Source organism: Sphingomonas sp. GW821-FHT10F11 (assembly GCF_058809095.1).
The window spans coordinates 69,284-94,715 of the sequence record NZ_JBXASH010000003.1 but is presented as its reverse complement, the minus strand read 5'-3'; the positions used below and the strand labels follow the sequence as shown (position 1 = coordinate 94,715).

23 protein-coding genes are annotated in these 25,432 nt (G+C 67.7%); 13 read left to right on the top strand and 10 right to left on the bottom strand.

Going from position 1 to position 25,432, the window contains the following annotated elements; genetic code table 11:
* Positions 1–1,419 (top strand): succinylglutamate-semialdehyde dehydrogenase, encoded by a 1,419-nt coding sequence (gene astD, locus AC1RT8_RS10955; protein WP_493075672.1) that lies wholly within the window; start codon positions 1–3, stop codon positions 1,417–1,419.
* Entirely contained in the window at positions 1,419–2,564 is a 1,146-nt protein-coding gene (locus AC1RT8_RS10950; RefSeq protein WP_493075671.1) for a carbohydrate porin, read from the top strand. The genes astD and AC1RT8_RS10950 overlap by 1 nt, the downstream gene beginning before the upstream one ends.
* Here the strand turns inward: AC1RT8_RS10950 and AC1RT8_RS10945 are convergent.
* The 5 genes from AC1RT8_RS10945 to AC1RT8_RS10925 are packed head-to-tail and all read right to left on the bottom strand — an operon-like array spanning position 2,539 to position 6,914.
* Positions 2,539–2,856 (bottom strand): putative quinol monooxygenase, encoded by a 318-nt coding sequence (locus AC1RT8_RS10945; protein WP_493075670.1) that lies wholly within the window; start codon positions 2,854–2,856, stop codon positions 2,539–2,541. The two genes, AC1RT8_RS10950 and AC1RT8_RS10945, sit on opposite strands and share 26 nt — an antisense overlap.
* Complete coding sequence (locus AC1RT8_RS10940) at positions 2,853–3,254, bottom strand: cupin domain-containing protein (RefSeq protein ID WP_493075669.1); 402 nt, start codon at positions 3,252–3,254, stop codon at positions 2,853–2,855. The genes AC1RT8_RS10945 and AC1RT8_RS10940 overlap by 4 nt, the downstream gene beginning before the upstream one ends.
* Positions 3,251–4,633, bottom strand: a complete 1,383-nt coding sequence (locus AC1RT8_RS10935; RefSeq protein ID WP_493075668.1) for an NAD-dependent succinate-semialdehyde dehydrogenase — start codon at positions 4,631–4,633, stop codon at positions 3,251–3,253. The genes AC1RT8_RS10940 and AC1RT8_RS10935 overlap by 4 nt, the downstream gene beginning before the upstream one ends.
* Entirely contained in the window at positions 4,630–5,682 is a 1,053-nt protein-coding gene (locus AC1RT8_RS10930; protein ID WP_493075667.1) for an isocitrate/isopropylmalate dehydrogenase family protein, read from the bottom strand. The genes AC1RT8_RS10935 and AC1RT8_RS10930 overlap by 4 nt, the downstream gene beginning before the upstream one ends.
* Positions 5,682–6,914, bottom strand: a complete 1,233-nt coding sequence (locus AC1RT8_RS10925; RefSeq protein WP_493075666.1) for a lactonase family protein — start codon at positions 6,912–6,914, stop codon at positions 5,682–5,684. The genes AC1RT8_RS10930 and AC1RT8_RS10925 overlap by 1 nt, the downstream gene beginning before the upstream one ends.
* Before the next feature lie 104 nt (positions 6,915–7,018).
* Here AC1RT8_RS10925 and AC1RT8_RS10920 point away from each other — a divergent pair, with 104 nt between their 5' ends.
* From AC1RT8_RS10920 to acnA, 3 genes are all read left to right on the top strand, one after another.
* Positions 7,019–7,900 (top strand): GntR family transcriptional regulator, encoded by an 882-nt coding sequence (locus AC1RT8_RS10920; RefSeq protein WP_493075665.1) that lies wholly within the window; start codon positions 7,019–7,021, stop codon positions 7,898–7,900.
* 240 nt (positions 7,901–8,140) lie between these two features.
* Positions 8,141–9,454, top strand: coding sequence for an MFS transporter (locus AC1RT8_RS10915; protein ID WP_493075664.1), 1,314 nt, complete (start codon positions 8,141–8,143; stop codon positions 9,452–9,454).
* A complete protein-coding gene (gene acnA / locus AC1RT8_RS10910; protein ID WP_493075663.1) occupies positions 9,451–12,018 on the top strand; it encodes an aconitate hydratase AcnA in 2,568 nt (855 codons plus the stop codon). Before AC1RT8_RS10915 ends, acnA begins: the two co-directional genes overlap by 4 nt.
* Positions 12,019–12,026: 8 nt before the next feature.
* Here acnA and AC1RT8_RS10905 read toward each other — a convergent pair whose 3' ends face one another.
* The 3 genes from AC1RT8_RS10905 to AC1RT8_RS10895 form a co-directional block, all read right to left on the bottom strand.
* A complete protein-coding gene (locus tag AC1RT8_RS10905; protein ID WP_493075662.1) occupies positions 12,027–13,034 on the bottom strand; it encodes an alpha/beta hydrolase family protein in 1,008 nt (335 codons plus the stop codon).
* Positions 13,035–13,437: 403 nt separating this feature from the next.
* Complete coding sequence (locus AC1RT8_RS10900) at positions 13,438–14,343, bottom strand: Rossmann-fold NAD(P)-binding domain-containing protein (RefSeq protein WP_493075661.1); 906 nt, start codon at positions 14,341–14,343, stop codon at positions 13,438–13,440.
* Positions 14,340–14,993, bottom strand: coding sequence for a helix-turn-helix transcriptional regulator (locus tag AC1RT8_RS10895; RefSeq protein ID WP_493075660.1), 654 nt, complete (start codon positions 14,991–14,993; stop codon positions 14,340–14,342). The genes AC1RT8_RS10900 and AC1RT8_RS10895 overlap by 4 nt, the downstream gene beginning before the upstream one ends.
* Positions 14,994–15,065: 72 nt before the next feature.
* Between AC1RT8_RS10895 and AC1RT8_RS10890 the strand changes: the two genes are divergently transcribed.
* The 5 genes from AC1RT8_RS10890 to AC1RT8_RS10870 all read left to right on the top strand — a co-directional run bounded on the left by AC1RT8_RS10890 (position 15,066) and on the right by AC1RT8_RS10870 (position 21,193).
* Positions 15,066–16,034 (top strand): threonine/serine dehydratase, encoded by a 969-nt coding sequence (locus AC1RT8_RS10890; protein ID WP_493075659.1) that lies wholly within the window; start codon positions 15,066–15,068, stop codon positions 16,032–16,034.
* Between the two features lie 67 nt (positions 16,035–16,101).
* Positions 16,102–17,784: a hypothetical protein gene (locus AC1RT8_RS10885; protein ID WP_493075658.1), complete on the top strand. Its 1,683-nt coding sequence runs from the start codon at positions 16,102–16,104 to the stop codon at positions 17,782–17,784.
* The gene (locus tag AC1RT8_RS10880; RefSeq protein ID WP_493075657.1) at positions 17,784–18,533 is read left to right on the top strand and encodes a helix-turn-helix transcriptional regulator; all 750 of its coding nucleotides are present in this window, start codon (positions 17,784–17,786) and stop codon (positions 18,531–18,533) included. The genes AC1RT8_RS10885 and AC1RT8_RS10880 overlap by 1 nt, the downstream gene beginning before the upstream one ends.
* 75 nt (positions 18,534–18,608) lie before the next feature.
* On the top strand, positions 18,609–19,709 hold the full coding sequence (locus AC1RT8_RS10875; protein WP_493075656.1) for a pyridoxal phosphate-dependent aminotransferase: 1,101 nt from the start codon (positions 18,609–18,611) through the stop codon (positions 19,707–19,709).
* 164 nt (positions 19,710–19,873) lie between these two features.
* Positions 19,874–21,193, top strand: coding sequence for a CitMHS family transporter (locus tag AC1RT8_RS10870; protein WP_493075655.1), 1,320 nt, complete (start codon positions 19,874–19,876; stop codon positions 21,191–21,193).
* Between the two features lie 8 nt (positions 21,194–21,201).
* Here AC1RT8_RS10870 and AC1RT8_RS10865 read toward each other — a convergent pair whose 3' ends face one another.
* Positions 21,202–21,774 (bottom strand): hypothetical protein, encoded by a 573-nt coding sequence (locus AC1RT8_RS10865; protein WP_493075654.1) that lies wholly within the window; start codon positions 21,772–21,774, stop codon positions 21,202–21,204.
* Between the two features lie 85 nt (positions 21,775–21,859).
* Positions 21,860–23,158 carry an Hsp70 family protein gene (locus tag AC1RT8_RS10860; protein WP_493075653.1) on the bottom strand — a complete coding sequence of 433 codons (1,299 nt, stop codon included), beginning with the start codon at positions 23,156–23,158 and terminating at the stop codon, positions 21,860–21,862.
* Between the two features lie 221 nt (positions 23,159–23,379).
* Here AC1RT8_RS10860 and AC1RT8_RS10855 point away from each other — a divergent pair, with 221 nt between their 5' ends.
* Genes AC1RT8_RS10855 through AC1RT8_RS10845 form a run of 3 tightly spaced genes read left to right on the top strand, consistent with a single transcriptional unit; the run spans position 23,380 to position 25,391 of the window.
* A complete protein-coding gene (locus AC1RT8_RS10855; protein ID WP_493075652.1) occupies positions 23,380–24,015 on the top strand; it encodes a PepSY-associated TM helix domain-containing protein in 636 nt (211 codons plus the stop codon).
* Between the two features lie 18 nt (positions 24,016–24,033).
* Positions 24,034–24,552, top strand: coding sequence for a DUF2271 domain-containing protein (locus AC1RT8_RS10850; RefSeq protein WP_493075651.1), 519 nt, complete (start codon positions 24,034–24,036; stop codon positions 24,550–24,552).
* A gap of 26 nt (positions 24,553–24,578) precedes the next feature.
* Positions 24,579–25,391, top strand: a complete 813-nt coding sequence (locus tag AC1RT8_RS10845) for a DUF4198 domain-containing protein (RefSeq protein ID WP_493075650.1) — start codon at positions 24,579–24,581, stop codon at positions 25,389–25,391.
* Positions 25,392–25,432: the final 41 nt, after the last annotated feature.

The window sequence follows — 25,432 nt, the reverse complement described above, 5'->3', positions numbered from 1 at the left end:
ATGAGCAACCTGTTCCACTCCCACGATCCCGCCACCGGCGAGGTGGTATGGTCCGGACCCGAAGCAACGGCGGAAGATTGCGCCGCCGCGGTCGCCACGGCACGCGGCGCCTTCGACACCTGGTCGGCAACCACGGAGGAAGAACGCATCGCCTTCGTCCATCGCTACCGCGACGCGCTGAAGGAAGATGCCGAGGCCATCGCCACGGCCATCTCGCGCGAGACCGGCAAGCCCTTCTGGGAGACGAAGACCGAGCTCGCCTCGATGGTCGGCAAGGTGGACCTGTCGATCGCCGCGCACGCCGAACGCACCGGCAGCCGCGAGCAGGAGGCGCCGTTCGGCCGCGCCGTGCTGCGCCATCGCCCGCACGGCGTGATGGTCGTGCTCGGCCCGTATAATTTCCCGGGCCATCTGCCCAACGGCCACATCGTCCCCGCTTTGCTCGCGGGCAACACGATCCTGTTCAAGCCGTCCGAGGAAACGCCCCTGGTCGGCGAGTTGATCGGCGCCGCGATGCGCAAGGCAGGCCTGCCCGAAGGCGTGTTCACCGTCGTCCAGGGCGGCCGCGACACCGGCGCGGCGTTGCTCGCCGAGGATATCGACGGCCTGTTGTTCACAGGCTCGGCCGGCGCCGGCGCGCATTTCACGCGCATCTTCGCCGAACGCCCCAAGGTGATCCTCGCGCTCGAACTGGGCGGCAACAACCCGTTGATCGCCTGGGACGGCGATCCGCACGCGATCGCCTCGATCGTGGTCGGCTCGGCCTTCATCACCACCGGCCAGCGCTGCTCCTGCGCGCGCCGCCTGATCGTGCCCGAAGGCGCGAAGGGCGAAGCGATCGTCGCCGCGGTCGCCGCCCTGTCCGATCGGATCACCATCGGCGCGTGGAACGACACGCCGGAACCCTTTATGGGCCCGCTGATCTCCCCCGCCGCCGCGGCACGCGTGTCGCTCCAGGCCGAGGAGCTGATGAAGCTCGGCGCCCAGGCGATCCGCCCGTTCGAGGGGCGCCCCGGCCCCTCGACCGCCTTCGTCGGCCCGACCATCCTCGACGTGACCGGCCTCGACGTGCCCGACCAGGAGATTTTCGGGCCCGTGCTCCAGGTGACTCGCGTCGCCGATTTCGACGCCGCGATCGCCGCCGCCAACAACACGCGCTTCGGCCTGTCGGCCGGGCTGATCAGCGACGATGACGCGCTGTGGGGCCAGTTCCAGCGCCGCATCCGCGCCGGCGTGGTCAACCGCAACCGCCCGACCACGGGCGCTGCCGGGTCGATGCCGTTCGGCGGCCTCGGCGCCTCGGGCAATCACCGCCCCAGCGCTTATTATGCCGCGGATTATTGCGCCTATCCTGTCGCCAGCTTCGAGGCCGACCGGGTCGCCGACCAGGTTCACGACCTGCGGGGTATCCGCGCCTGATGAGGATTGCCGCCACGCTTCTTGTGGCGGCGGCCTTTTGCCTCGCATCCCCGGCCCGTGCCGAGGAAGAGCGCGCGCCCGTGGAACTCGGCGCGACCTATGTGACGGACATATTGTCGGCGGTCGACGGCGGCATCAGGCGTGGCACCGTCTGGCTCGGCCGGGGCGATGTGACCGCTTCGATCGACGGCAAGGTCTTCGGCATCGACGGTGCCGAGCTGTTTATCGACGTGATGGGGGTCAACCCGCCCGATTTTTCCGGCCGCTATGTCGGTGACGCCCAGACCGTCAGCAACGTCCAGGCGAACAGCGCGATCCGGCCCTACGAGGCGTGGCTCGCCGTCCCGCTCGGCAAGAGGTTCACGGTCAAGGCGGGCCTGATCGACCTCAACACCGAATTCGACGTGCAGGATGTCGGCCGCAATTTCCTCAACAGCTCCTTCGGCATCGGCCCCGATTTCTCGCAGACGGGCGTCAACGGCCCCTCGATCTTCCCCGCCCCGGCCACCGCGGCGCTGCTCCGTTACGAGGATGACGACTGGGTCGCGCGTGTCGGCATATTCGATGCGGTCGCCGGCAGCCTCGCCAACCCGCGCCGCACCGTGTTCCGCATCCCCGGCGAACGCGGCGCGCTGCTGGTCGGCGAGGTCGAGCGCCAGCTCCCCGGCGAGGGCGAGATCCAGCTCGGCCTGTGGCACTATACCACCCGCTTCGACCCGATCGACCCCGCCGCCACCGGCAGGGCGACGAGCCAGGGCGGCTACGCGCTGGTCGAAGGCACCCTCGCCAGACGCGGCAAGGACGCCCTGCTCGGCTGGGCGCGTATCGGCGTGGCGAGCGACCGGACCAACCCGATCGGCCTGTATCTCGGCGGCGGTGCTGCGTGGCGCACCGACAAGCACGAGATCGGCCTGGCGGTGGCGCACGCCCGTCTCGGCGAACCCGGCCGCCGCGCGACCCTGGCGGCCGAAGGCGCCGCCGACCGCGCCGAGACGGTGATCGAGCTTACCTATGCCCGGCCGGTGGCCGCCTGGCTCACCGTCCAGCCCGACCTGCAATATGTGATCAACCCCGGCTGGGTTCCGTCGCGCGACGATGCACTCGTTGCCGGCGTGCGCTTCAGCTTCGCTTTGTCGATAGACTGAATCCCGCGCCGATCGGGATGCCATGCTCCACCTGGGGCGGTCCGGCGAAATATCCGCCGACCAGCCGCCGCCATTCGGCGAAATCCTCGGTCTCGCGAAATGCCAGATGCGCGTCGACTGCCTCCCAGTCGACGATCAGCCAGTAACGCCCCGCCACCTCGTGCGAGCGCTGCAAACGCATCGCGTGGCACCCCGCCGCCCGCTGGAACAACGGCACCGCGGCGGCCGCACCGGCTTCGAACGCTGCCTCCTCGCCCGACGCCACGTCGAGACGCGCGATTTCCTGAATCATCGGCCGGGATGCTCCTCGTCGATCCGCGTGGTCACGCCCGTCGCGACGATCGTCCGCGTCGCATCGATCGAGGCATAAGTCCACAGGATCGACATCGGCTCGCTGTCGGAGATGTTGCGGAAGAAATGCGGCACTTCCGCCGGAATCCAGGTCGTGTCGCGCGGTTCGAGATCGGTCTCGACCCCGTCGATATGAGCGCGGGCGCGGCCCGACAGCACCACCACGCTCTCCTCGCAATTATGCGTGTGGAGCGGCACCGCGGCACCGGGATCGAGCGTGGTGATGCCGTTGAGCATCGACCGCGATCCGACACCGTAAGTGACCAAAGGGATCGTCCGGATGCCGCCACCCCGGTCCTTCACCGGCAGGTCGGCGGGGTGCAGGATCACGCCCTTCATGCCGCGGCCTTTGCGGGTGCCGGGTCGATACGCACGGTCTTCATGTTGGTGAACTCCCTCAACCCATGCTCGCCGAGCTCGCGGCCATAGCCCGATTGTTTGATCCCGCCGAACGGCACGCGCGGGTCGGACGCGACGACGGCGTTGACGAAAACCGCCCCCGCATCGATCCGCCGCACCAGCCCGCATGCCCGGTCGAGATCGGCGGTCCATACCGACGCGCCCAGCCCGAAGGCGGTGCGATTGGCCAGCTCGACTGCCTCGTCGGCATTGGCCGCGCGGACGATGGCGGCGGCCGGCCCGAACGTCTCCTCATCGAACGCCGCCATCCCGGGCGTCACCTCGCCGAGCAAGGTCGGCGGATAGAAGAAACCCGGTCCGTTCGGCATCGCCCCACCAGTCAGCAGCCGCGCGCCACCGGCGACGCTTCGCTGCACCTGATCGTCGATCGCCGCGCGCAGATTGGCGCGCGCGAGCGGCCCGAGCGTCGTCGCCCGATCCGTCGGATCGCCACTCTTCAGCCGCGTCGCATGATCGATGAACCGCTCGACGAACCCGTCCATCGCGACTGCTTCGACGATGAAGCGCTTGGCGTTGACGCAGCTCTGCCCGGCATTGGTGAAGCGCGCGGTGACCGCCATGCGTGCCGCATGGTCGAGATCGGCATCGGCCAGCACGATGAACGGATCGGATCCGCCCAGCTCGAGCACCTGGCGCTTGAGCGCCCGCCCCGCCTGCCCCGCCACGATCATGCCGACCTGAGTCGATCCGGTCAGCGTCACGCCCGCAATACGCGGATCGGCGATCACGGCTTCGACCTTGTCGGGCTCGACCACCAGCAGCCCGAACAGCCCGGCCGGCGCCCCCGCCCCGGCAAGCACGTCTCCGATCGCCCCGGCGCAGCCGGTGACATTGGCGGCATGCTTGAGCACCACGCCGTTCCCCGCCATCAGCGCGGGTGCGACGAAGCGGAACACCTGCCACAACGGATAATTCCACGGCATGATCGCCAGCACGACACCCAGTGGATCGAACATCAGCTCGGTATTGGCGACGCCAGGCACCGGCACATCGGCGATCATCGCCGGGCCGGCCTCAGCGTAGAAATCGCAGTTGGACGCGCATTTCTCGACTTCGCCCTCGGCCTCGCCGATCGGCTTGCCCATCTCCTGCGTGATCAGCGCGGCAAGCGCCGGCTTGCGCGCGCGGAGCGTCGCGGCGATCGAGCGCAGCAGCGCCACCCGCTCGCCGACCGGCGAGATCCGCCAGGCGCGCTGCGCCCGTGCCGCCGCTTCCAGCATCGCATCGACCTCGGCCGGACTCTGCACCTCGAACCGCGCGACCTCGGCGCCCGTGGCCGGATTGATCGAGACGATCATGCGCTCAGCTCCGCGATCACCGCATCGGCGAAGGCCTGAGTCCCGAGCGGCCCGCCGACATCGCGCGTCCGCCGCGCCGGATCGGCCAGCACTGCCTCGACCGCTGCCTCGATCCGCCGCCCGCATTCGGCCAGCGCCTGGTCCCCGGTCCGCCGCGCCTGCCAGTCGAGCAGCATCGCCGCCGACAGGATCAGCGAGGTCGGATTGGCCACGCCCTGCCCCTGAATATCGGGCGCCGACCCATGCTGCGCCTGCGCCACGCAGATCTCGTCGCCCTGGTTGATCGACCCGCCCAGCCCCAGGCTGCCGCTCAGCTCGGACGCTTCGTCGGACAAGATGTCGCCGAACATGTTGGTCGTGACGATCACGTCGAACCGCTCCGGGCTGCGCACCAGCAGCGCAGCGGCGGCATCGACGATCACTTCGTCGAGCGTCACCTCGGGGAAGTCGGCCGCGACCTTGCGCACTTCGCGCAGGAACAGCCCGTCAGTCAGCTTCAGCACATTGGCCTTGTGCACCGCCGTCACCCGCCGGCTCCGCCCCATCGCCAGGGTGAAGGCCGACCGCGCGACCCGCGCGCACGCCAGCGCCGTGATCTTGCGGATCGAAAAGGCGCTGTTCTCGTCGGGCATGAACTCGCCCGGCCCCATGAACATGCTGCGATCGGCATAGAAACCCTCGGTATTCTCGCGCACGATCACCAGGTCCATCGGCTTGCGCAGGATGCTGAGCCCCGCGCGCGACCGGCACGGCCGGATATTAGCGTAAAGCGCGAACCCGGTACGCAGCGCCGCCGAGGGATTGGGCATGCCCTTGGGATAATCATAATGCGACACCGGGCCGAGGATCACCCCGTCCGCCTCGGGAATCGCGGCCATCACCGCATCGGGCAGGGTCGTGCCCTGCTCGGCCAGGCTCTTCAGCCCGATATCCATCTCGCTGATATCGAAGCTCACCCCGGTCGCCGTCGCCGCGGCATGCAGCACGGCAAGCGTCGCCGCGGAGATTTCGGGGCCGATCCCGTCGCCGGGCAGAACGAGCAGACGCATCATATTTTCCTGGAAGAGGATGGGGCGGGCGCAAAGAGCATGCAGGTCGGGCTGCCCGTGGTCATGACCGGCACCGGCGTGGCGAGCTTGCCCGCGCGGTCGAACGCGAGGCGCACGATCGAGTCGCTCTCCTCATTGGCGACGAACAGCGCGCGGCCATCAGGCGCGACCGCAAAGAAGCGCGGCGTCTTCCCGCCGCAGGCCTGCCATGTGCCGCCGCCGAGCCGCCCGCTCTTCGCGTCGACCGCGAAGGACACGATCGAGTCGCTGCCACGATTGGACGCGAAGACAAAAGCGCCGTCGGGCGAGATCGCGATCTCCGACCCGCGGCTGTTGCCGGTGAAAGTGTCGGGCAAGGCCGAGAGAATCTGGAACGGCACCAGAGATCCCGCCGCCGCATCGACCCGCGCCGCGATCACCGTCGAATCCAGCTCGTCGATCACATAGGCAAAGGGCAGGCGCGGATGGAAGACCAGGTGCCGCGGCCCCGCCCCTTCGCGCGCCACGAGCGGCGGCGCTGCCTGGCGGAGCTTGCCCGACGCATCGAGCCGGAAGCTGTGCACCCGGTCGAGTCCCTTGTCCGGCACCGCAATCAGCCCGCCCGCAGGATCGAAGCAGATCTGATGCGGCTTGGCGAAGGGCTGCTCCACCCGGTGCGGGCCGACCGCGCCCTTCAACGGCACCAGATCGCTCACCGCGCCGATCCGGCCATCCTCACCGATCGGCAGCACCGCGACGTTCGACACGTAATCGCCGGCGGTCAGGTGATTGGCGACGATCAGGAACCGGTTCGACGGGTCGACCGCCAGATGCACCGGGTTGCGCCCCTGGCACGATTGCCTGCCGAGGAAGCTCAGCGTGCCATCCGCCGGATCGATCGCGAAGGAGCTGACCTCGGTGCCATCGCCATGCACCGTGAACAGGAACCGCCGGTGATGACCGAAAGCGAGAAAGGCCGGGTTGGCGATCCCGTCCAGCGCCTGGACCTGGCGCCACTTCCCGTCATGGCCGATCCGCGCGACGGTGATACCATTGCCGCGCGCATTGCGCTCCCGCGTGGTGCGGCAACCGATATAGGCCAGATGTTCCGCCGGATCGTTCATGGCACTCCCCTTCGCGGCCAACAGGCGGTTCCCGCCGAACGCCGCCACGCCCAGCATCGCGGCGCCGATCAGGGTGCGGCGCGCGATCGGCGTGGCAGCATGCGATGCCGATGCTATAGGCCGTTCCATGCCGTCGCTCGTCACAGCCGCTCCCGTCAGACTTGCCGTCCCTGAGACGGCCATTTGCATTTTGGAAATGCAAAAGTCTATAGAGAAATCGTCATGAGGGCTGAATGAGCGAAAGGCTTGCGGACCGCGTCGCGCGGCAGATCGTCGACCACATCCGCGCGCGCGCGTTGCCCGAGGGCACGCATCTCGTCGCACAGGAGCTGGCCGATCTGCTCAAGGTCTCGCGCGCGCCGGTCACCGCCGCGCTCCGCACGCTGGAGCAGGCCGGCGCGGTGCGATCGGTCCCGAACCGCGGCTTCTTCGTCGGCGACTCGGTCGACGAGGCGCCCTTGCCCGAAACCGAGGGCGACGAGGACAGCCTGTACAATGCGATCGTCGACCAGCGGCTCGACGAGACCCTGGCCGACAAGGTCAGCGAGAATGAGCTGATGCGCCATTTCGGCGTGACCCGCGCCCGGCTGCAGCGAACCCTCGGCCAGATCGCCGAGGAAGGCTGGGTCGAGCGGCTCCCGGGTCATGGCTGGCAATTCAGCACCACCTTGCACACCGCCGAATCCTACGAGCAGGCCTATCGATTCCGCAGCATGATCGAGAGCCAGGCGCTGCTCCAGCCCGGCTATACGGTCGTCCCCGAAGAGCTTGCCCGCCTGCGCCAGGAGCAACAGGGCCTGCTCGACGGCACGATCGAGGAACTGTCCCGCGCGCGCCTGTTCGAGCTCAATTCGGGCTTCCACGAGACCGTCGTCGGCTGGTCGGGCAACCCGTTCTTCTTCGATTCGCTGCGCCGGGTGAATCGCCTGCGCCGCCTGATCGAGTTTCGCGTCACCGCGGACCGCAGCCGGCTCGACCAGCAATGCCGCGAGCATCTGGCACTGCTCGACCTGCTCGAACGCGGCGACATCCTGCTCGCCGCCGACTTCCTCCGCGCGCATATCGGCCATGCCCTCACGGTAAAGGAACGCGCGGTCCAGCGGCTGACGGAGTAGAGGGGCGGCCGGCCCACCACTACCGTCACCCCAAACGGCCCTTCCCCGGCGAAGGCCGGGGTCCAGTTGGAAAGGTCAATGTAACGACACGCAGCGCTCACCAGAATCGTCCCCCAACTGGACCCCGGCCTTCGCCGGGGAAGCGCGTTGGGTTGGACGCGATGCCACAATGACCCTCGCGCACAATTGCACTTTGCATTCACATAATGTACCACCTCCCCACAAGCCGAGGGGAGCCCGATGCAATCTGCCGCAGCAAGCGATCACGAGAGGATGGAGCGCACCGTCCCGCGCAAGGTGTTCTGGCGCATCATCCCCTTCTGCTTCGCGCTCTACATCATCTCCTATATCGACCGCGCGAACATCGGCTATGCCGCGCTCCAGATGAATGCCGAGCTGGCGCTGTCCAGCCAGGCCTTCGGCTTCGCCGCCGGCATCTTCTTCATCGGCTATTTCCTGTTCGAGGTGCCGAGCAACGTCGCCCTGCTCAAGTTCGGTCCGCGCAAATGGATCGCGCGCATCCTGCTCAGCTGGGGCGTCGTCTCGATGCTCACCGCGTTCGTGCAGACCGCGGCGCAGCTCTATGTCCTGCGCTTCCTGCTCGGCGTGGCGGAGGCCGGCTTCTTCCCCGGCATCATCCTCTATCTGACGCTATGGTTCCGCACCAAGGAGCAGGCGACGGTGATCGCGCTGTTCACCGCGGCGATCCCGGTCTCCTACATCCTGGGCGGGCCGATGAGCACGCTGATCATGGAGAATGTCAGCGGCTTCGGCCTCAGCGGGTGGCGCTGGATGATGCTGATCGAGGGCGTGCCCGCCCTGCTCGGCGGCATCGCGACCTATTGGCTGCTGACCGACCGTCCCGACCAGGCAACATGGCTGTCCGAGCCCGAGCGGACCTGGCTTGCGAGCGAGATGGCGACCGAGCACGCCCCCGCCGCCAACCGCCGCACGCTCGGCACCTTGGCGGCGATCACGCATCCCAAGGTGCTGTACCTCGGAATCATCTATTTCGCCTATCAGTGCGGCAGCCTCGGTATCGGCTATTGGCTGCCCCAGATCGTCAAGGGCCTGTCGACCGAAGCATCGACCTTCGAGGTCGGGCTGATCTCGACCCTGCCCTATATCGTCGCGACCATCGGCATGGTCGTCTGGTCGCGCCATTCGGACAAACAGGGCGAGCGCTATCTGCACACGGCCTTGCCCCTGCTCGCCGCAACGCTCGCGCTCGGCGCGATCGGCCTCGCCGCGAACACCTTTGTCGCCGTCGCGCTGATCAGCGTCGCGCTGACCGGACTCTACGCATTCAAGGCGCCCTTCTGGGCACTGCCCGGCCTGTTCCTGTCGCGCAACACCGCCGCCATCGCGATCGCCGCGATCAACTCGGTCGGCAATCTCGGCGGTTTCGCCGGGCCGTACATGATCGGGCTGGTCAAGGATGCGACCGGCAGCGCCATTGCCGGCCTCATCTTCCTCGCCGGCCTGATCTTCGTCGCTTTCATGATGGTGTGGCTCGCATGGCTGAGCTCCGACGCAAGGACCGAAGAAGCGTGACGACCGATATCGCGGAGTCGCCGCTCCGCACCCTGGACCTGCCCGCGGCGATCGGCCCTGCCCTGGCGCGCCTGCCCTGGGTCCACCGGATCCTGATCGAGAATCTGCTCCGCTGCAGCGCCGGCGACCGGGTCGCGATGGCGACGCTCGCCCAGTGGCTGCGCGACGGCCGCAGCGAGGCGGAGATTCCCTTCTACCCCTCGCGCATCATGATGCACGACACCACCTGCGTGCCGGCTTTGGTCGATCTCGCCGCCGCGCGCGACGGCGTCGCCGCGGCCGGCGGCGATCCGCGCGCGCTCGATCCGGTGATCCGGGTCGACGTCTCGACCGACCATTCGATCGCGGTCGACCATTTCGGCACGCCCGATGCGATGCGCCTGAACCTCGCGCGCGAGGCCGGCCGCAATGCCGAGCGTTTCCGCCTGATGAAATGGGCGAGCCAGGCCATGACGAACCTGACCGTCCACCCGCCCGGCACCGGCATCATGCACACGCTCAATCTGGAACGGCTGGCGACGGTCGTGTCGGTCGAGCAGCGCGACAGCGAGCGCTGGCTGATCCCCGACACGCTGATCGGCACCGACAGCCATACCCCGATGGCCAACGGCATCGGCGTGCTTGCCTGGGGTGTCGGCGGGCTCGAGGCGGAGGCAGCGATGCTGGGCGCGCCGGTGATGCTGCGTGTGCCCGGCGTGGTCGGGGTGCGGCTGACCGGCACCTTGCGCGAAGGCGTGTTCGCGACCGATCTCGCGCTCGCGGTCACGCACCGTCTCCGCCAGGTCGATCTCGCCAGCCGCTTCGTCGAATTCTTCGGCCCCGGCGTCGGCACGCTCTCCGCCGGCGAGCGTGCCGTGGTCGCCAACATGGCGCCCGAATATGGCGCGACGACCGGCTATTTCCCGATCGACATCCGCACCATCGAGTATCTCGTCGCCACCGGCCGCAGTCCCGAAGCGACCGAGCGAGTCCGCCTTTATGCCCGGTCGCAGGGCCTGTGGTTCGATCCCCACGCCACGCCCGATTACGACCTGGTCGTCGAGATCGATCTGGACGCGATCCGGCCCTCGGTCGCCGGCCCGTCGCGCCCGCAGGACCTGCTCGCGCTGGAGGACATCGCCGCCAAGGTCCCGCCCTCGATCGGCGCGCCCGATCCGGTCATTCCCCACGGCGCGGTCGCCATCGCCGCGATCACCAGCTGCACCAACACCAGCGATCCGCGCCTGCTGATCGCCGCCGGGCTGCTCGCGCAAAAGGCGCACCGCGCCGGCCTGTCGGCCAAGCCCTGGGTCAAGACCTCGCTCGCCCCGGGATCGCCGTCCGCCGCCGCGCTGCTGTGCCGCGCGGGGCTGCTCGAGTCACTGGAGGCGCTCGGCTTCTCCATCGTCGGCATCGGCTGCACCACCTGTATCGGCAATTCCGGGCCTTTGGTGCCGGAGATGGCCGAGGCGATCGGCAGAGGCCTCTCGCCCGTCGCGATCCTGTCGGGTAACCGCAACTTCCCCGGCCGGGTCCATCCTCAGGTCGAGGCGAGCTTCCTCGCCTCCCCGCCTTTGGCAGTAGCCTTCGCACTGCGCGGCGACGCGACCGGCGATATCGCGCGCGATCCCATCGGCACGGGCAGCGACGGCACGCCGGTCCATCTCGCCGATCTCTGGCCGACCGGCGGCGAGATTGATGCGGTATTGGCTCGCGCGGCAGATCCGGCCGACGTCCAGCGCGCCTTCGATATCGCGGAGGAAAGCCCGGCCTGGCGCGATCTCGACGCGCCGTCCGATCCGCTGTTCGCCTGGGATCCGGCGTCGACCTATCTGCGCCCGCCGCCCTTCGCGAGTGTGGGCGCGCGGCGCGTGCCGCAGGCCATGCTCGCTTATCCGCTGCTCGTGCTCGGCGACGACATCACCACTGACCATATCTCCCCCGCCGGCGCAATTCCGCGCGGCAGCGATGCCGCGCGCTGGCTGGTCGAGCACGGCGCCGATCCCGCCGACCTCAACGTCTTCTCCTCGCGGCGCGGCAATTGGGAAGTGATGGTCCGCGGCCTGTTCACCAACCCGGCGGTACGGAACCTGCTCGGCGAGGAACTGCCCGCCGGCTGGACGATCCACGCCCCGAGCGGCACCCGCCTGCCCTTGTGGCAAGCGGCGCGCCTTTATGGCGACACCCCGCTCGCGATCGTCGCGGGCGACCGCTACGGCATGGGCTCGTCGCGCGACTGGGCAGCCAAGGGCGCCTGGCTGCTCGGCGTCCGCGCGGTGATCGCCTCGAGCTTCGAGCGCATCCACCGCAGCAACCTGATCAACCTCGCCATCCTGCCCATCGAAGTCCCCCGCGAAACCGCGCTGGCGCTCCGCGCCTTGCGCCCGGGCGATCGGATCGCGATCGACGTGGATATGGCCGACCTCCAGCCGCGCGGCCCCGTCCCGGTTTCGGTGCACCGCCCCGACGGCACGATCGAACCGATCGCCGCCCGCGCCGCGATCGAGACGATGAGCGAAGTCGCCATGCTCGCCGGCGGCGGCCTGCTGCCGGAGATCGTCACAAGGCTGAGCGGGAAAGGCTGAACTCTCTCCTATCGCCCGACATATTTGTCGAGGAAGGTGAACACCGCTTCCTGCGCATCGCGCGCCTGATCGGTATCCGCCTGGGCGAACAGATGCCCGCCCGGCGCCATGTCGTAAATCTTCGATTCGAAGACCTTGCCGCGCGCCTTCATCACGTCGATCAGCCGCCCGGCGTGCAGCGCGACGGGCGCGGTGCGGTCGCCGCTGGTCGACTGGATCAGCAATGGCGTCTGGATCAGGTCGACATGGTTGAGCGGCGACACGTCCATATAGGGCGCGAGATCCTGTGCCGGGGTCTTGCCGCCGAAGCGCGGCTGCTTCGCCAGGTCGTCGCCGCGGAAGGCCGGCTTGTACGCCATATAGGCCACCATGTCGGTCAGACCGACATTGTCCACCGCCGCCGCGAACAGTTTGGGGAAGCGCTGGATCGCGAGCAAGGTGATCATCCCACCCTTGCTGCGACCATAGATGGCGAGCCGCTTCGGATCGACCTCCGAATGCGTGTGGAGCAGATATTCGCCCGCCGCGGCGACATCGTCGACTTCCTTCCCGCCGAAATCGATCGCGTCATATTGCGCTTTCCCATAGCCGCGGCTGCCGCGATATTCGGGGAAGATCACGACATAGCCCCGGCCCACCGCATCGACGATCAGGCTGAACATGTTGGGGTCGAGATTGCCGTGATAGCCGCCATGGACCACGACCAGCCCGGGCTTCTTCCCGCCGCCCGACTGGCCGCGCGCGGTAAAGACATAGGCCGGGGTGATGTCGCCGTCATGGTTGGGATACAGCACCTGCCGCATCGTCACTTGGTCGCCATAGGTCTGGTTGAACAGCACCGCATAAAGCAGCTGCTGCGTCGCATATTGATCATGCTGCAGCGCTTCGAGCCGGGTCTGGATATCCTTCGATTCGGTGTCGACCGAGGCGTCGAGCTTGCCTTCCTTCTGGGCTGAGGCAGGTGCCAGTGCCAGGGTCAGTCCAAGAGCCGCCGCAACGAATTTCTGCCAGGCCATATGTCCCCCAGGCCCGTCGACAGCCTGCCGTGTATCGGGGCCTTGGATGCGGGCACCATCAGGCTATGGCCCGCCGCCTGTCATCAGGCTGTCACGATCGCCGCGGTCGATTCAAACCGGGGGCGTATTGTGCCAGCTCTCCCGCGCCGACCTTCCCCGAAGCGCCGGCGCGCTCTTTCCCATTGTCAGCGAAAAATGTTGGACGGTTTCTGCCGATTCCGGAAGCATTGCAGCGGAAAACTTTCCGCTGTTACCGCTGTTTTTCCGCTGTTTTTCCGCTGTTCCAGATAACAGCGGAAAAACGCTTCAACATGTTGAATCAGCTGCGGAAATCCGAGTGGAATTTCCAACATAACAGCGGAAGAAAATTTTCGGGACGCAAAACAGCGAAACTGTTGGAGATTCAGCCCCCCAGTTTCGCCCAAACCGCCTTGGCGATTTGTACGTCCTGCACCGCGACTCCGGTCAGGTCGGCGACGACGATCTCGTCCTCGGCAAAGGCGATCGGCGCGGCGATCAACTCGCCCAGCTCGATCAGCCCGCTCCCGTCGATCAGCCCCGCCGCGATCGCATTGGCGGTGTCGCCATGGTCGATGCATTGCGACCGCGAATCCGCCACGATCCGCGCCCGCGCCATCACTTCGGGCGCGATCTCGCTCTTGCCCGGCGTATCGCAGCCGACCGCGACGATGCGCAGGCCCGGCCGGACCATCTCGGCAGTGATCGACGGCATTGTCGACGGCGTGGTGGTCACGATCAGATCGGCCCGCGCGACCAGCTCGGCCAGCGGCACGACCTCGCCGATCGCCGCTGCCTTGGCCGGGTCGCGCGCCCAGATCAGGATCGTCCCGATCCCCAGCGCCGTCGCGATCCGTTCGGCCTGAAGCCGCGCCTGAGTCCCCGACCCGATCACCCCGAGCACGCGCGTATCCGTGCGTGCGATCAGCCGGGCAGCGATCACCCCCGCCAGCGCGGTACGCAGGTCGCTCAACTGTCCGCGGTCGTGCAGGATCGCCAGGATCTCGCCGGTTCGCGCGCTCGCCACGGCGCTGAACCCGTTGCTCGTCGGCAGGCCGATCATATGATTGCGGTAGAAGCCGGTCGTCAGCTTGACGACGAACACCTCGTCGCCGTGCAGATGCGCCCCCTTCACATGGCAATCGCCGGGCGGATCGTCGAACGTCAGATGCCCGACCGCCATGGCCTCCGCCTCGCCCGCGCTATACTGGCGGAACCCCACTTCGATCGCGGCCATGATCTCGGCCTCGTCGATCGCGGCGAGGATCTCGGGAAGATCGACCACCCTCATGCGCCGGTCCTCAGCCGCGCGAGTTCGCCGTACATGGTCGCACGGCTGACCCCGAGGATCGCGGCAACATATTCCGGCGCGCGCTTGCCCTCGAACCCGCCGCTGACGAACAGCGCCTCGATCAGCGCGCGGCGCCCGGCGCGATCGAGCCGGTCGACCGTGATCGCCTGCTCCTTGGTCCAGGCGGCGATGAAGCGGTTGATCCGTTCGTGCCAGTCGTCCTTGAACAGGGCGATCGTCGCGTCGGTCGACTCGGCCGCGCCGAGAAAGCCCTGCAGCATGCGCCGTACCGCGTCGAACTCGGTCACATCGGCATTGATGCACATCAGGCCGATCGGCGTCAGATGGTCGTCGCGCAGCACGATCGAGATCGATTTGATCAGCCGCCCGTCATAATTCACTTTCTCGTACGGCCCGAGCACATCGACATCGTCCGCGAACCGGCTCTCGCGCAGGTCCGACGGGTCGCCGACCTTCCGCGGCGAAAACGGGTTGGCGACACAGGCCACGCTGTCGCTCGCCAGATCGTGCACCGCCACTTCGACGAAAGGCGTGAACAGCGCGGCGATGCCCCGCGCGACCGCGAAATGCGGCCGCAGCGGCGATGCCGCGACCAGGTCGGCCGTCTCTTGTTCCGCCAGCTTGCGCATTCAACAGTTCCTGACTATCAAGTCCAGATTGGACTTATTATCCAAATCACCGTGTCGCGCAAGGAGAACCCGATGGCCACGCTGTTCGAGCGAATCATGGAAGCCGACAAGGGCATCCGCCCACAGGTCCCCATGTCGACCCTTGAATTCAGCGCGAAGCTGTCCGCGGCGCTGGGCTGCGAGGTGATGCTCAAGACCGATCACCTGATGCCGACCGGATCGTTCAAGGTGCGCGGCTCGGCCAACAAGATCCGCACCTTGGGCGAGGCAGCGCGCGGCGGGGTGATCACGGCGTCGACTGGCAATCACGGCCAGGGCGTGGCGCGGGCTGGCAAGCTCGCCGGGGTTCCGGTCACCGTGTACCTTCCCAGCTCGGCGCCGCCAGCCAAGATGCGCGCGATCGAGGCGCTCGGCGCCACGCTGGTCGTGCGCGACGGCCCCGCGCTCGATGCCGAACTCGAGGCGCGGCGCCAGTCCGATCTTCAGGGCAAGCCCTATGTCGCGCCGTACAATGATTACGACACGATCGCCGGCCAGGGCACGCTCGGCGTGGAGCTGTTCGGCCAGGCGCCCGATCTCGATGCGGTGTTCATCTGCGTCGGCGGCGGCGGGCTGATCAGCGGCGTCGGTACCGCGATGAAGCGATTGAGCCCGACCACGAAGATCATCGGCGTCTGGCCGCAAGCGTCGCGCTGCATGCTCGACTCGCTCGAGGCGGGCCATATCGTCGAGACGCCCGAATACGACACGTTGTCCGACGGCTCGACCGGCGCGATCGAACCGGGCTCGGTCACTTTCCCGATCTGCCGGCAGGTGATCGACGAGACCCTGACCGTCAGCGAAGTCGAGATCGCCCGCGGCATGCGCCGCATCGCCGAGGCGGAGCGCTGGATGATCGAGGGCTCGGCCGGCGTCGCCGTCGCCGGGCTGATCCAGACCGCGGAGAAGTGGCGCGGCAAGAAGGTCGCGGTCGTGCTCTGCGGCCGCAACGTCTCGGTCGAGACCTTCATCGGCGCGATGGAGCTTGGGTGGGAGGGCTGATGTTCATGACAGCTTGGTGACGGCATCGGTCGATAGCCTCGCGAGTCGAACAACAAGGGGAGCAGGCATGAAGAGCGAGTTGCTGAAGGCAGGTATAACGATGCTGCTACTGGCAAGCCCCGGCATCGCCTCAGCGCAGGCACCCGCCGATGTCGGTCCCGCCAAGCCGCGTATCGAGCCGCCGGACTGCGTCACCCGTGTCGGCTTCGACCGCGACCTGCAGGTTCCCGGCTATGAGCTGCCGACCGCGCTCGGGCCCGATACCTGTGTCGGCTTCACCACTGCCGCCGCCCAGCCGCCCCTCGACTACAAGGGCGACTTCTATGTCGACGAGTTCACCGACGAGAAGCTCCGCCAGCGCTACAAGGACTGCATGGCGGAGGCGAAATGCGCCAAACGCGTCCAGAAGCAGGTCGATGCCCGCCACCCGCCGAACCGCGAGGCGCGCATCACTGATCCGCGCAAGCTCTACCTGCTGGGCAGGCCCCCCGCCGGCGACGACATCGACCTGAAGGAAATCCGCCGCCCCGCCTTCTTCGCCCGCGCGCCCTATCACGAATCCTTCGCCCAGGCGGATGCCAGCAGCTGGACCGTCGAGTTCACCGCGCCCGCCGATCCCTATGAGCGCTTGCATCTGAAGCAGGACACGCCCGTCAAGCTGCGCGGCTGGTATCTGCGCGGCGCCGGCATCGCCAATGGCAAGGGCAGGACCCGCGCGCTCGTCATCATGAGCGGCGGCGGCGGCCAGCGCGTCGCGGCGATCGACGATCCGCGCGACAAGCTCTACCATATCGAGAAGGACGGCGAGACCGAGCTCAACGAGTATCCCAACAAGACCTCGGGCTCGGTAGGCCAGCGCACCTGGCGCAAGACCGCCGACATCCTCCACCGCGCCGGCTTCGACGTGCTGATCTTCGACCGCCGCGGCGTCGGCCTCTCGACCGGCATTGCCGACACCAACACCTTGCAACAGGGCCGCGACCTGCTCGCGATCGTCGCCAGTCTGCGTACCGGCGACGGCATGCGTGTGCTGACGCCGAAGGGCCAAGCGCTCAGCGGCCAGGCCGCCGCCGCCTCGATCCGCGGCACCGCGCCCGCCACCGGCGTGCCGGTGCTGTTCCTCGGCAGCTCGCGCGGCACCATGGCCAGCGGCTGGGCAATGACGATGAACTTCGACAGGACCTGCCACTACGACCTGGCCGATCTCGATTGCGGCCCGCCGGTCGGCGACCGGACGATCCGGGGCGCGATCCTCTTTTCCGAATTCTCCAGCGGCATGGGCTATGTCCCCGCCCAGATGACCGACGAGGATAACTCGCGGGGCCTTGGCGACGATCGCGGCCTGTTCACCGTCGGCACCGAGCTTCAGCAGAACATCGTGTTCTTCCCCAGCTCGGCAGTGCTCGCCGGCATCCACAAATGGCCGAGCATCTTCCAGGCGCGCGGCCTGTGGGATTATGCCGCCGGCCTCGAAGGCTCGATGGATTCGAACAGCCGGGTCAACGGCCCCAAGGAGCTGGTCGTGGTCCGCGGGCCCCACCCCTATGAGTCCTGGCCCGATTCCGAGAAGAAGCGCGTGCAGGAACGCATGGTCGCCTATGCCCGCGCCGCGGTGCTCGGCCAGAAGACCGTGCCGGGCGGACGCCCCTGGACGACCCGCAAGGAGTTGGTCGCGACGGCATCGGATGTCTGGGAGCCGTCGTCGGATCCCCGCCGCATCACGGCGCTCCGCGAAAAGAAGCACGACTGATGGCCCACGCACTGCCGACCAGGGAATCGACGATCGCGGGAGTCATCGGCGCCATCGGACAGCCCGGTTTCGAAGGCGTCGCTGCCGGCCTGGTCGGTGGACTGATCGGCTTCGATCTCGCCGCGGTGGTCCTGCACCGGCGCGCCGAAACCCCGGTCGCCCTGTTCGACAATTTCGACCGGGTCGGCGGGAGGCAGGGCATCGAGAATTATGTCGGCATCACCCACCGCATCAATCCGATCCTGACCGGCCATCCCGCGCGCGGCGCCCTTCGCGCGCGGGACTATCGCATCCCGTCCGACCGGCTGGTCGGGACATGTGCCGCGCATCTCGTCCCGGCGCCGGAGGAGGAGCTCGGCTTCCGCACGATCGGCTGGCCCGAGCGGCTCGAAGAGGTCGGCCTCTATTTCCCCGCCTGTGGCGGCATCGTGGAATGCGGCTTCTACCGCGAACGCGCCGTGCGCCCGGTCTCGCCGCGCACCCTGCGATTGCTCGGCGCGCTCGAAGCGCCGATCACCGCCGCGTTCGATTGCCACGCCCGCCTCACCCCGGCGCACCGCCACACCGCGCTCTCCCCGCGCGAACGCGAAGTGGCTGACCTGCTGCTCCTCGGCTGCTCGTCCGAAGCCATCGCACTGCGCCTCGGGATCAGCCGCCACACGGTGAAGGACCACCGCAAGGCGATCTTCCGCAAGCTCGGCGTCGGCTCCCTCGCCGAGCTGTTCGCCGGCCGGCGTAGCCTGCACTGATCCCTCCTCCGGGGGATGGCGCCGGGCGCCTCCCGCGTGCAGGTTCGGCGGCACATCGATTCAAAGGAGAACCCCATGCGCTATGTCCGGATGCCGATCGAGGTCGAGTCGCCCGAGGAATATGGCTATGGCCGCATCCGCTATAATCTCTCCGAAAGCTCGGTCGCGGATCGCACCGTGCACGGGCTCGGCCTGACCGTGCCCGACCTCACCCTGCTTTATGGCGAACATCGCGGCGGCGCCGGACTGCGGCGCCTGATCGCCGAGGCAAGCGGCGAGGTCGAGGCGGACGATGTGCTCGTCACCGTCGGCGCGGCCGGCGCGTTGTTCATCATCGCCACCGCGCTGCTCGGCGCCGACGACCATCTCGTCGTGGTCCGCCCCAATTACGCGACCAACCTGGAGACGCCCCGCGCGATCGGCTGCAAGGTCACCCATGTCGAACTGGATTTCGAGTCCGGCTTCCGCGTCGATCCCGCCGCCATTGCCGCCGCGGTCACGCCGCAGACGCGGATCATCAGCATCACCACCCCGCACAACCCGACCGGTACGATGCTCGCCGAGGCCGAGCTGCGCGCGCTGGTCGATCTGGCGAGGGACCGCGGCTGCGTGCTGCTGGTCGACGAAACCTATCGCGACCTGTCGCTCGACGGCACGCTCCCGCTGGCCGCGTCGCTCGGCGACCATGTCATCAGCGTCGCCTCCCTGTCCAAGGCGTACGGCGTGCCCGGCATCCGTATCGGCTGGATCATCAGCAAGGACCCGGCGCTGCAGGAACGCTTCCTCGCCGCCAAGGAGCAGATCAGCATCTGCGGCAGCGTGATCGACGAATGGGTCGGCGAGCAGATCCTGTCGCGCCGCGACGAGATCCTCCAGCCCGTCCTCACCGAAATGCGCCGCCGCCTCGCCAGGATCACGGAGTGGATGGCGGGCGAGGACCTGCTCGAATGGGTCGCGCCCAAGGGTGGCGTGGTCTGCTTCCCCCGCATGCGCATCGAGCCGCCGGGCGGCACCCAGGCCTTCTACAAGCGCCTGCTCGAGGAGCATGGCTGCTATGTCGGCCCGGGCCACTGGTTCGAGCTGCCCGACACCTATTTCCGCCTCGGCTATGGCTGGCCCACTGCGGAGGAACTGGAGGGCGGGCTCGAGGCGATCTCGGCGGCGCTACGTGGTTAGGTCGCCAGGCGCCCGCGCAAAGCGCTGTTTGCGAATAGGATTTGGCGACCGATCCCGTTATCGCCCATGACAGGTCGATGACAGCAGCGGCCTGCATATCAGACTGCTAAGAACCGAGCGGGGGGAAATGTGCCCTTCGCCGGCAGGGGGGACTGGCAGGAAAGATGCTGGCTATTCTGGCTTTCGTCATGGTCGCGACGTTCATGACGCTGATCATGACGAAGCGGCTCTCCGCGCTCGTCGCGCTGATCCTGATTCCGACCCTGTTCGCGATCGGTGCCGGCTTCACCAACGGCCTCGGCCCGATGATGGTCAAGGGCGTGATCGAACTCGCGCCGACCGGCGTGATGCTGCTGTTCGCGATCCTCTATTTCGGCCTGATGATCGATGCCGGCCTGTTCGATCCGCTGATCCGGCTGATCGTGCGGCTGGTGCATGGCGACCCGATGCGCATCCTGATCGGCACCGTCGCGCTCGCGCTGATCGTCTCGCTCGATGGCGACGGCACCACCACCTATATGATCACCGTGTCCGCGCTGCTGCCGCTCTACCGGCACATGAAGATGGACCTGCGCATGATGACCTGCCTGCTCATCATGTCGAGCGCGGTGATGAACATCGCCCCTTGGGGCGGCCCGACCGTACGCGCCGCGACCGCGCTGCACGTCGATCCGCGCGATCTGTTCGTCGGGCTGATCCCGGCGATGGCGACGACCGCGGTCTGGACCTTCTTCGTCGCCTGGATCTTCGGCAAGCGCGAACGACGCCGGCTCGCGGCCCTTGCGCTGACGGAGGACAATGAGCAGACGACGCCACAGGAAGTGATCGACGAGGAGATCGGCGGCGACACCAGCATGCGCCGGCCGAAGCTGTTCTGGTTCAACCTCGCGCTCACCGCCGGGCTGCTGGTGCTGCTGGTGATCGGATCGCTGCCGCTGGTCGTGCTGTTCATGCTCGCCTTCGCCATCGCCGCGATGGTCAATTATCCGCGGCTGCAGGAGCAGAAGGCGCGCATCTCCGCCCATGCGGGGAATGCGCTGGGCACGGTCAGCCTGATCTTCGCCGCCGGCATTTTCACCGGCATCCTGTCGGGCACGAAGATGGTGGATGCGATGGCTGCCTCGGTCATCAACATCATCCCGCCCGCGCTCGGGCCGTATATGGCGCCGATCACCGCTCTGGTCAGCATCCCCTTCACCGTGCTGATCTCCAACGATGCCTTCTACTTCGGCATGCTCCCGGTGCTGGGCCAGACCGGCGTGCAATATGGCCTGACGCCGATGGAGCTGGCCCGCGCCTCGCTGATCGGGCAGCAGATCCACCTGCTCAGCCCGCTGGTCGCCTCGACCTATCTGCTGGTCGGGCTGGCCGGGGTCGAGCTGGGCGACCACCAGCGCTTCACCTTCCGCTGGGCGCTCGGTTCCTGCGCGGTATTCATGGTCACCTGCCTGCTGCTCGGCGTCTTCCCCCTCTACAAGGGCTGACGCCCCGCTCAGGCGGCGGCGAGTTCCGGCTGGGCCGGCGCCCCGGCAAAGGCAGTGACGTACCCGGCCGGATCGAGGCGGGGCATGCCGGGCACCTCGACATAGTCGAACCGGTGTCCGTCGCGATCCAGGGTCAGCCGGGCGAGCCCGACCAGCCGGGTATCGCCCCCGGCAGCGTCCGGCGCGACGAAGCCGATCGACGGCACCCAAGCTGCACCGATCTCATCGGCGGGATGCGCCTGGATTTGATGGGTATAGCCCTTCACGACGAAGCACAGGTCGTGCCCGTCGAACAGCGCCTCGAGATAGTGCCGCATTGCCGGCGGTACCTCGCGACCGGCCGAATCGCCGAACCAGGGCTCGTGCAGGAACAGGCCGATCGGCCCCTCACACGCGTCCAGGGTCTGGCGCAGCCACGCCGTCTGCAGGCCGTTATCGGCTTCCTTGCCGAAAGACGCCGCGTCCAGGCCGATCAGGGTCCAGCCATTGGTGCGATGGACCCAGACGTCCCGGCCGAAGGTGGCGCTGAACCGCGCCAGCATGTCGATCCGGTCCGCCACCATGTCGCCGAGGTGAATCATGCCGTTCGCTCCCGAAAGTCGATCACGTGGGGCAGCGTACCGGTGATCGATGCAGCTTTGATGACGGCAAGATTGCGGTTCGATGTCAGGCCGACCAGGCGGCGATGTCGTCCTGCTGCCCGATCAGCGCGAGACCGTGCGCGATCGAGGTGAGTTCGCCGCCCGAACTGATCGCCGCATCGCCGAAGCGGCGCGAGAACAGCGCACGAACGGCGGGGATCAAAGAGGAGCCGCCGGTCAGGAACACCCGGTCGATCCCGTCGGCCCCAACGCCCGCGACCGACAGCGCGCGATCGACGGTCGCATCGATCCGGCGCAGATCGTCGGCGATCCATGCCTCGAACTCGGCCCGCGCGACATCGGCCTCGATCTCGAGCCCGGCGCCCGAGAAATGGAAATGCGCCCGATCCCCGGCCGAAAGCGCCCGCTTCAGCCGGCCGACCGCGTCATAGAGCGGGAAACCGAGTTCGTTCTCGATCAGCGCGATCATCCGCCCGATCGCGGCAGGCTCGATTGCCGAGCGCTGCAGCCGGTGCAGTTCTTCCAGCGTGCGGCGATTGCGCATCAGCGCGAGCCGCGACCAGTCGGCGAAATCGGCGAAATAGCCGCCCGGGATATCGAGGACCTTGTCGAACGAGCGATAGCTGCCGCCCTTGCCGAGCATCGGCAGCACCAGCCGGTCGACGATGCGCTGATCAAAGCGGTCGCCCGCAATGCCGATGCCGGCATGGCCGAGCGGCAGGCAGCGTTTCGCAGCGCCAGGTTCGCCAACGCGCACCACCGAGAAATCGCTGGTGCCGCCGCCGAAATCGGCAACCAGGATGGTGGCAGGCTCCTCGAGCCGGGTCGCATAGCTGAACGCGGCGCCGAGCGGCTCGTAGACATAATGGATCTCGGCACCGAAGCCCGCGAACATCGCGTCGTAACGCTGGCGAGCCAGGGCCGCGTCGGGCCGCGCGCCGGCATATTCGACCGGACGCCCAACCACGACGCGCTGCGGCCGCGCCTTCAGGCCGCTGGCATGCGCGGAGAGCTTGTCGAGGAACAGCCGGCCGAGATCCTCGAAGCGGTAACGCTTCTCGAACACCGAGGCATGCTCGAACACCGGGCTGGCCGCGACCGACTTGAACGACTGGATGAAGCGCGTGTCCTGCGGATAATCGAGATATTCGGCGATCGCCCAGGGCCCGGCCTCGGCCGCCATCCCGCCCCGGACGTCCTCGTCATGCCAGAAGCAGAGCGCCGAGCGGAACACCGCGCCGCGCTCCTCCGGCCCGTCGAACTCGACCAGGGTCGCGCCGCCGTCAGCGTCCGTGCGGGCGAGCACGCTATTGGTGGTGCCGAAATCCAGGCCGATCGCGGTGCGTGCGGCAACATCTTCCATTGCCCGCCTCCGACGCAGTATACAGGGCCGGCGCCTATGCCGCCTGACGCCGCATCAGGGCAAGCCCTGTTATCCGGCCAGCCGCCTTTGTCAGACTGAGCCGGCCACAGCCATAACTTCTGCGTCCCGAACAAGCTTATCACCCCCGATCGTGTTGCAATTGCGAATCGTTTGCGTTATCGCGAATCATTCTCAATTCGACCCGGGGCCTTCCGCCAGCGATGACTAACCAGGCCGCGCGGCAGAAGCCACGGCGCAAGACCTTCTGGCTGAAACAGCTCCATACCTGGCACTGGATAAGCTCGGCAGTGAGCCTGATCGGTCTGGTGCTGTTCGCCGTCACCGGCTTCACCTTGAATCACGCCGCCGATATCGAGGCCAAGCCCATCGTGACGGCGAAAGCGGCGACTCTTCCCCCACCGCTGCTGAAGAGGGTCGCGCCCGACGAAGCGCCCGACAGCAAGAAACCGCTGCCGCCGGACATCGCGACCTGGGTCGAGGCCAACTTCCCCGCCAGCGCGCGCGGCGATGCCGAATGGTCGGCCGACGAAATCTACCTGCCCTTGCCCCGCCCCGGCGGCGACGGCTGGGTTTCGATCGATCGCGCGTCGGGCGCCGTCACCTCGGAGTTCACCGACCGCGGCTGGATCTCCTATCTCAACGATCTCCACAAAGGCCGCAATTCGGGCGCCGTGTGGAAATGGTTCATCGATGTTTTCGCTCTTGCCTGCCTTGTCTTTGCGCTGACCGGGCTGTTCCTGCTCTGGCTCCATTCCGCCAAACGCCCGACCACCTGGCCCATCGTCGCCCTCGGCCTCGCCATCCCGGCGGGCCTCGCCGTCTTGTTCATCCACTGATCCACGGGAGCCCTGTCCATGCAGCTCGACCACCGCCTGATCCTTACTGGCCTGCCCATTGCCGGCCTGGCCGCCGGCACACCAGCGCTCGCCCAGACGATGGACGTCGCGGTCACCGTGCCGCGCCTGTCGGTCGCCGAATATCACCGGCCCTATGTCGCGATCTTCGTCGAGGGCAATGGCGCGCCGGCCAGGACCCTGTCGGTCTGGTACGACGTGAAGAAGGCCAAGAACGAAGGCCGCAAATGGTTGAACGAAGTGCGGTCCTGGTGGCGCGCCTCGGGCCGGACCAATGCGTTCGTCTCTGACGGCACCTCGGGCGCGACCCGCGCGCCGGGCGTCCAGTCGCTGAGCTTCAGCAGCGCGAAGCTCGGGCTCAAGCCCGGCCAATATACGCTGGTGGTCGAGGCGGCGCGCGAGACCGGCGGCCGCGAAGTGCTCCGCGTGCCCTTCACCTGGCCGGCCAAGCCCGGCCAGACCGCCCGCGCCGCCGGCAAGACCGAACTCGGCACGGTGGCCGTCACGTTCAAGCCCTGATCACGTTCCGCGAGAGGATCCGCCCCATGAAGACCCTTCACAAGCTGCTCGCCGCCGCGGTCTGCACCGCCGCCATCGCCGCCCCGCTCCAGGCGCACCGCCTGTGGATGCTGCCCTCGACCACCATCGTCTCGGGCGACGACGACTGGATCACCTTCGACGCCGCCGCGTCGAACGATCTGTTCTTTCCCGATCATCAGCCGCTGCGCGCCGAGCCGGCGGTCGTCCAGCCCGACGGCACGCCGGGCAAGGTCGAGCATATGAACATCGGCCAGTACCGGTCGAATTTCGACCTGCACATGACCCAGAAGGGCACCTACAAGCTCTTCATCCGCAATGGCGGCGTGACGGGCAGCTTCAAGGTCAACGGCGTCGAGCAGCGCCTGCCGCGCGGCACGACCGCCGAAAAGCTGGCCACCGCGATCCCTGCCGGCGCCACCGACGTGAAGCTGGGCGAGACGCTCAACCGCAACGAGGTGTTCGTGACCTCGGGCGCGCCGACCGACACGGTGTTCAAGCCGACCGGCGAGGGCCTCGAGCTGGTGCCGGTCACCCACCCGAACGATCTGGTCGCCGGCGAGGCAGCGACCTTCAAGCTGATCGCCGACGGCAAACCCGCCGCCAATATCGAAGTCACCGTGATCCCGGGCGGCAGCCGCTATCGCACCTCGGTCAACGAGATGACCTTGAAGACCGATGCCCAGGGCCAGGTATCTGTCAAATGGCCGGGCGCCGGCATGTACTGGATGTCGGCCTCGACCACCGCGCCGAGCACCGCCATCCCGAACGCGGAGAAGCGGATGAGCTACACCACCGTGCTGGAAGTCCTTCAGCCCTGATGGCGGGCGCGCCTCGAGTCGCGGTGCCGCTGCACGTCTCG